This window comes from Microlunatus flavus (assembly GCF_900110855.1).
Lineage (GTDB): Bacteria > Actinomycetota > Actinomycetes > Propionibacteriales > Propionibacteriaceae > Microlunatus > Microlunatus flavus.
Genome location: NZ_FOFA01000026.1, coordinates 1 through 4,416 on the forward strand (window position 1 = coordinate 1; position 4,416 = coordinate 4,416).

Here is a 4,416-nt window from a genome sequence, read left to right on the forward strand (position 1 = left end):
GGGGGGTCGTGGCCGATCCGCAGCAGTGGCCCGAGGACCTCGAGGTCGACGGGCGCCGCGTCGTCGTGCTCGGCAGCGGGGCGACGGCGGTGACCCTCGTGCCGGCGCTCGCCGAGCGTGGCGCGCACGTGACCATGCTGCAGCGCTCCCCCTCCTACGTCACCGTCGTGGGACGGCGCGACGACTGGGCGCGACGGCTGCAGGGCCGCGTCCCCGCCGGCCTGGCCGACCGGGTCGTCCGGGGCCGGCACCTCCTGCAGCAGCACGTCCTGGTCGTCGCGAGCCGGCGGCGCCCCGCCCTGGTCCGCCGGTTCCTGCTGCGCGCGGCGGCCCAGCGCCTGCCCGAGGGCTACGACGTCGAGGGAACCTTCGGCGCGCGCTACGACCCGTGGGACCAGCGCCTGACGATCACGCCGCGCGGCGAGCTGTTCACCGCGGTCCGCGATGGCCGCGCCGAGGTCCTGACCGCGACGGTGGAGCGGCTCACGGCCTCGGGCGTCCGGCTCGGTTCGGGCCGCGAGCTGCCCGCCGACGTCCTGGTCCGGGCGACCGGGCTGGAGATGCTCGGGTTCGGCGGGATGGAGGTCACGGTGGACTCCCGCCCGGTCGTCCTGGGCGAGCGGCTCGCGTACGCCGGCGTGATGCTCGAGGGCGTGCCCAACCTGGCCTTCACCGTCGGCTACGCCCGCGCCTCGTGGACGCTGCGGGCCGACCTCGTCGCGCACTGGGTGACGCGGCTGCTGGGCCGGATGCGCCGCGAGGGGCTGGCCGTCGTCACGCCCGACCCGGCGCCGCCGGCCGAGCACGCACGGCGGCGGCCGCTGATCGACCTGAACGCGGGCTACGTCCACCGCGGCCGCGGCCGGCTGCCCGAGCAGGGGGTGCACCGGCCCTGGACCTCGCCGGAGGACCACCTGCACGGGCTGGCGACGTTCCGCTGGCGACGGAGCACGCCGGGGCTGCGCGTCGAGCGCATGGGGAACGCCCCGAGCAGCGCGGTCGGGAGCCGGTCGTGAGGCCGTACGCGTTCGCCGGCGGCACCGCCGTCGTCACGGGCGCCGGCAGCGGGATCGGGGAGGCGCTCGCCCGCGGGCTCGCCACCCGCGGCAGCCACCTGGTGCTGGTCGACCAGCACGCCGACCGGCTGGAGCGGGTCGCGGACGACCTGGGCCGCGAGCACCCGGCCGTGCGGGTGCGGACCGTGGTCGCCGACCTCTCCGACCACGACGCGACCGTCGCGCTCGGCGTTCGGCTTGCGACGGAGCACCCCGAGACCACGCTGCTGGTGAACAACGCCGGCGTCGCGCTCGGCGGGAACCTGGCCGAGCTGGAGCTGGCCGAGGTCGAGTGGCTGCTCGAGGTCAACCTGCGCGCCGTCGTCTCCCTGACCCACGGGCTGCTGCCGGTGCTGCGGTCGCACCCGGGCTCCCACGTGGTCGTCGTGTCGAGCATCTTCGGCATCTTCGCCTCGCCGGGCCAGGTGCCCTACGTGACGGCGAAGTTCGGCGTGCGCGGCTTCGCCGAGGCCCTGCGCCACGAGCTCGCCGGGCGGGTCGGCGTCACCGTCGTCCACCCCGGCGGCGTCGCCACCCGCATCGCCGAGGACGCCCGGGTGGGGTCCGGGATGGACCCGCGGTCGTTCGAGGTCGGCCGCCGCCGGATCAGCCGGCTGCTGCGCATCGCCCCGGCCGACGCGGCCGAGGCGATCCTGCGGGCCGTCGAGCGCCGCCGGCCGCGGCTGCTGATCGGCTGGGTGACGGCCCGGCTGCCGGACCTGCTCGTACGAGCGTTCCCGGGCTCGTACGGCACGCTGGTCGGCCGGCTCTCGGGCACCCGCGCCGACCCGCGGCGGGTCCCGCGCGCCTGACCTGTGATGTCGGTCGTCACTGGGCCGACCTTCCACGTGCTCAGCCAGCCCTGCAGAGCTGGCTGAGCACGTGCATCTCACGACAACGTGAAATGCACGACCCGGGCCCCGAGGACCCGCGTCGAGGTGCCCGGGCTCAGCCGCGCTGCGCGTACGACCCGGTGCCCAGCTCGCTGAGCAGGGTCGGGCCCTGCGGGGACCAGCCCAGCGCCGTCGCCCTGCGGCTCACGCCGAACTGCTGGTCGAGCAGCAGCGCGTCGGCGAAGGCCTCGCCCAGACGGGCGCGGGTGCGCTCGACGGGCTCGCCGACGACGTCGGAACCGTTCGCCTCGCCGAGGTCGGTCACGGTCGGGTTCTCGTCGGTGACCGCCAGGACCCGGCCCTGCGCCTGGCCGCTGGCCAGGACCGCGACGTACAGGGCGGCGACGTCGTCGACGTGGGCCACGCCCCAGTGCTGGCTGCCGTCGCCGATGAGCACGAGCCGCCCGGAACCGTCGCGGGGCGCGTCGACGATCAGGTTCGGCAGACCGCCGCCGTAGCCGTAGACGACCGCGGGCACGACGATCGAGCCGACCAGGTCGGCGTCGAGCAACTGCTGCTCGACGGCGGGGCGCCAGGCGGTCAGGGCCGGCGGGTCGAGCGGGCTGTCCTCGTCGAGGCCCTCGCCGCTGCCGTAGATCCACAGCCCGCTCGTGTGCACGTACGGCTTGCTCGTCCCGCCGAACACCTCACGCACCGCGGCGACGACCGCCGAGTCGAAGTCGGGGCTGCTCGCGTCGCCCGGCGAGGCGGTGTGGATGGCGGCGTCGACGCCGCCGAGCTGCGTGGTGAACCACGCGTGGTCGGTCAGGTCGCCCAGCGCGGGCGTGGCGCCCGCGTCGGTGACCCGTTGCGCGGCGCTCTCGCTGCGCACCACGGCGCTCACCGTGTGACCGGCCTCCAGGAGCTGGTCGAGCACACGCGAGCCGATGTAGCCGGTTCCCCCGGTCAGAAGCACGTCCATGGCGTCCTGCTTACCCGCCCCGGCGAAGCCGTCGCGCCTGGGTGGCGAGGTTCACGCGGGCACGGCGCTGCCCACCGCGCCGCCCGATGGCCGCCTCGAGCAGGCCGAGGACCCGGCGTACGCGCTCGTCGTCGGCCGGCCAGCCGCGCCGGTGGCACTCCTCGAGCCAGTCGGCCGCCCCGCGGTGACCGCGCTCGCCGTTGCAGCGGCGGCAGGCGGCCACCTCGTTCTCCAGCCAGGACGGCCCGCCCTTCACCCGTGGCACCAGGTGGTCGGTGGTCGGGACCACCCGGCCCTCGAACGTCCGCCCGCACCACGCGCACGTCGGCCCGTCGCGCTCCAGCACGGCCGCCATCCGCTGGACGCGGTCGAGCTGCGGCTGCTCCATGTCGGCCTCCATCGTTCGTGCCGGGGGCAAGCCGCGGTGGCGGCGTGACGCGGGGACGTACCTTCGGGGCGTGCCCCTGCTGCCCGCCGCCTCCGTCCGCACCGCCCCGCTCGTGGCCCTCGGCCTGCTCGGCGGCTACGCCGTCGCCCGCGAGACCGGGATCCGCCCGCTGGGCGGTGTCGTGCTCGCCGCGGCCGGTGCGTACGCCGGCCGCACGTGGCTGGCCAAGCGCGGCGCGGGCGTGACCGCGGGGCTCTCGGCGCTCTACGTCCTCGGCTTCGGCGCGTCGCACCCGCTCGCCAAGCGCATCGGCGCCTGGCCGTCGGTGCTCGCGGTCACCGCGGCCGCGACCGGCGCCAGCTGGGCCCTGGTCGACCGCGAGGGGTGAGCCCCCGGCACCGCTCGCACCACCCCTGGCGCCGCTGGCGCCGCTGGCGCCGCCCCCCCCGAACCTCCGCCGAGCGGTAGGTTGCCGTGCCCACGGCACGGCGTGTCGGCGCGGCAACCTACCTTTCGGCGGGAGGTGAACCTGCGGCTCAGGCCTCGCGGGAAGCGCGGAGGGCCCAGAGGACCAGCGGGACCTGCAGCGGGAGCCGGGCGAGGGTGACGGCCCGGGCCATCGGCGTACGGGCGGTCGTGGCCATGTGCACGTTGCCGGGGAACACCGCCACGAACAGGGCGGCGCAGGCGAGCCCGCCCAGGCGCCGGGTCGGTGGCGCCGCGACGAGCCCGGCGCAGGCGAGCTCGGCGACCCCCGACCCCAGCGCCCAGGCCCGCTTGCTGCCCGGCAGCCAGGGCGGCAGAGCCGGGTCGAAGACGTGGGGCCGGACGAGATGGACCGTTCCCGTGAGGAGCAGCAGACCCGCCAGAGCGCGAGCGGCGGTGGGCCGGCGGACGGGTCTCATCCGTCCATCCTCGCAGCGCGGCACCCCGCGAGCGGCTCCTACGATGACCAGATGCCCACCGACCCCCGTCGTGCCGACCGCTGCCCCGGCGTGCTCCGCCCGCACGAGGCGGCCGACGGGGCGATGGTCCGGATCCGGGTCCCCGGGGGCCAGACCAGCAGCGGCGCGCTCCTCGCGCTGAGCCGGCTGGCGGAGGCGTACGGCAGCGGCCTGCTCCAGCTGACCTCGCGCGGCAGCGTCCAGGTCCGCGGGC

General features: G+C 76.7%; 6 protein-coding genes and 1 pseudogene. 4 read left to right on the forward strand and 3 right to left on the reverse strand.

Features of this window, described 5'->3' with window-relative positions; translation table 11 throughout:
• On the forward strand, positions 1–1,016 hold a 1,016-nt coding region (locus BMY04_RS22995), incomplete at its 5' end, for an NAD(P)-dependent oxidoreductase (protein WP_170854286.1).
• Positions 1,013–1,867 carry an SDR family NAD(P)-dependent oxidoreductase gene (locus BMY04_RS22180; protein WP_091187295.1) on the forward strand — a complete coding sequence of 285 codons (855 nt, stop codon included), beginning with the start codon at positions 1,013–1,015 and terminating at the stop codon, positions 1,865–1,867. The genes BMY04_RS22995 and BMY04_RS22180, both read left to right, overlap by 4 nt.
• 136 nt (positions 1,868–2,003) lie before the next feature.
• Here BMY04_RS22180 and BMY04_RS22185 read toward each other — a convergent pair whose 3' ends face one another.
• Both BMY04_RS22185 and BMY04_RS22190 read right to left on the reverse strand, forming a co-directional pair.
• Complete coding sequence (locus BMY04_RS22185) at positions 2,004–2,870, reverse strand: NAD-dependent epimerase/dehydratase family protein (RefSeq protein WP_091187300.1); 867 nt, start codon at positions 2,868–2,870, stop codon at positions 2,004–2,006.
• A 10-nt stretch (positions 2,871–2,880) separates the two neighbouring features.
• Positions 2,881–3,258: an HNH endonuclease gene (locus tag BMY04_RS22190; RefSeq protein ID WP_091187313.1), complete on the reverse strand. Its 378-nt coding sequence runs from the start codon at positions 3,256–3,258 to the stop codon at positions 2,881–2,883.
• A gap of 70 nt (positions 3,259–3,328) precedes the next feature.
• On the opposite strand from BMY04_RS22190, the gene BMY04_RS22195 reads away from it, so the two are divergent.
• Entirely contained in the window at positions 3,329–3,646 is a 318-nt protein-coding gene (locus tag BMY04_RS22195; RefSeq protein WP_091187305.1) for a hypothetical protein, read from the forward strand.
• A gap of 148 nt (positions 3,647–3,794) precedes the next feature.
• On the opposite strand, the gene BMY04_RS22200 is transcribed toward BMY04_RS22195, so the two are convergent.
• Positions 3,795–4,163, reverse strand: coding sequence for a DoxX family protein (locus BMY04_RS22200; protein ID WP_091187309.1), 369 nt, complete (start codon positions 4,161–4,163; stop codon positions 3,795–3,797).
• A gap of 51 nt (positions 4,164–4,214) precedes the next feature.
• Here BMY04_RS22200 and BMY04_RS22205 point away from each other — a divergent pair.
• Positions 4,215–4,416 (forward strand): annotated as a pseudogene (locus BMY04_RS22205) (hypothetical protein); the annotation flags it as partial.

Bases quoted from the DNA above. Each gene is read 5' to 3' on its own strand.
- BMY04_RS22185 (WP_091187300.1), bottom strand. From the start codon at position 2,870: ATGGACGTGCTTCTGACCGGGGGAACCGGCTACATCGGCTCGCGTGTG.
- BMY04_RS22190 (WP_091187313.1), bottom strand. From the start codon at position 3,258: ATGGAGCAGCCGCAGCTCGACCGCGTCCAGCGGATGGCGGCCGTGCTG.
- BMY04_RS22200 (WP_091187309.1), bottom strand. From the start codon at position 4,163: ATGAGACCCGTCCGCCGGCCCACCGCCGCTCGCGCTCTGGCGGGTCTG.